This is a genomic window from Bacillus sp. ISL-77, from assembly GCF_018613105.1.
Genome location: NZ_JAGGQY010000002.1, coordinates 196523 through 198304 on the forward strand (window position 1 = coordinate 196523; position 1782 = coordinate 198304).

The 1782-nt window shown below is 35.3% G+C and carries 1 protein-coding gene and 1 pseudogene; both read right to left on the reverse strand.

What is annotated here, in order from left to right; genetic code table 11:
* Positions 1 to 234: pseudogene (locus tag J7E77_RS01035) on the reverse strand (IS110 family RNA-guided transposase); the annotation flags it as partial.
* Positions 235 to 474: 240 nt separating this feature from the next.
* Entirely contained in the window at positions 475 to 1356 is an 882-nt protein-coding gene (locus tag J7E77_RS01040; RefSeq protein ID WP_214711787.1) for an aminoglycoside 6-adenylyltransferase, read from the reverse strand.
* Positions 1357 to 1782: the final 426 nt, after the last annotated feature.

Genomic DNA, 1782 nt, shown 5'->3' on the forward strand with positions numbered 1-1782 from the left:
AGGCTCCATACCTACTATTGCTGCATCTAAGTTTTTAAATCTTTTTAAATCATGAATCCAGTTTAATAGTTTAACGAACCCCTCTTCATTATTTTCAAATGTAATAGGGTCTCCAACTACAATTCCACGGAAGTTAACTGCTCTTGCAACGTGTAGTTGTTGAGCAATATCCACGCCAACACTAAGATGTGTATCGGAAATTCTTTCAATTAGTTGATTTTGTTTGTCTTGCATTTAAAATTCATAGTAGGGCTTCCTCCTTAAGACTTTGAGTTAGATTGGACTCTATACTCGTATCTTACTGAGGGGCTCTATTTTTTTCAAATCTGATATTTAACGATCTACAGGAATGCTAATCTGCCTAGTTAGTGGAACAAGAGAAAAAGGCTGCCGCAGCAACCCTTTATTACACTAAAGCTCCTGTTAGTTGAAGAATAAGACTCGAATTCTAAGGAGAAATCTGAACACATATATTTAATAAATACCTTGTGCATCAACCGGTAATTGACTAACGTGTTTTAGGAATTCCGTCATTTTTTTATCATCATCAATTGGATATGTGAACAATAAATATTCAGCTACATCTTTTGCTAAAGTTCGAAACAATTCACAAGTGACAAATATAGAGCTCCAAAAATTCTCATAGTTATTATCAGAATAAGTTTTTTTGTACATTTCCCAATAAGATTCAGGAAGGTACTTTTTGAAATACTTACCCATCTTCCCCGTCGAAACTTGGAAGTCGTGTTTTATGGCGACCCACCAAGAAACCATTTCATCTAATCTAACCCTTATTACATATTCAAACATTTGTTTTGCATATGGTAATTCATCACGCCATATTCCTTTTCCAACGTTTTGTAGACACCACCAAAAGTCATTGCAGCAACTAAAAAAGACTGGTTCTATTGGCTTTTTTACCCAATAATCAATATCTGAGGGAGTAGGGATGGGTGGAAGTATATGGTCCTTATCTAATAAAGGAGTTGTAAGTTTATCCTTGATATATCCCTCAATCATAACTTCTTTTGTTTCGAGATGAAGGTCTATACGATTCCCATCTGTAAAGAGCATTAAATATCCATAGGATCTGTCAAAATCCATATCCATATCAACAGATTTATCATTTTTATCAGGTTCTTGAATCATAAGTAAATCTCCAAAAATACTTATCCATTTTTCATCTCTTATGAAAGAGGCTGTTTCCGTCACTACATAAACAATATCGTAATCCTGAAAAATATCCTTTGGAGCATTGGGATTAGTTCTTGAACCGTTCATATAAACAGCTCGAATACGTTCGTCCTTTTGTGCTATACCTAATATCAATTCATACATTTCTTTTTCGGTTCTCAATTACTATTCACCTCGTAAGAATCTCCATCTATTTGTTGCGTTTAAGATTCATAATTAATTCTTTCTATATAAATAATGGTTTTTCCTTTAAATTTACAATAAATTTGTTCTTTAACTCCCTCAGTTTGATACGAGTATCTCTTGAATGCTCACTTATTCGCAGGATTTCATAACCTCTATAAATAGAATGACGGGTAATTGGAATCAATTCAGATCATTTGGCTTCGTGAAGGCATAGTTAAATAAAGGAGTTAGCTACTACTCCATATTTCACCATATAATGTACATCTCCACGCCGCCCCTGGAGGCTTTCCCTCCCATGTCTCAACGGGTCAATTGCCCTCTCATTCCTTCGTCATGCCTATCCAAGGGGTGGAGGCCAGTTATGCTAACCTGATGGGTCACAGTGCCCTTTTGTTCAAGAAA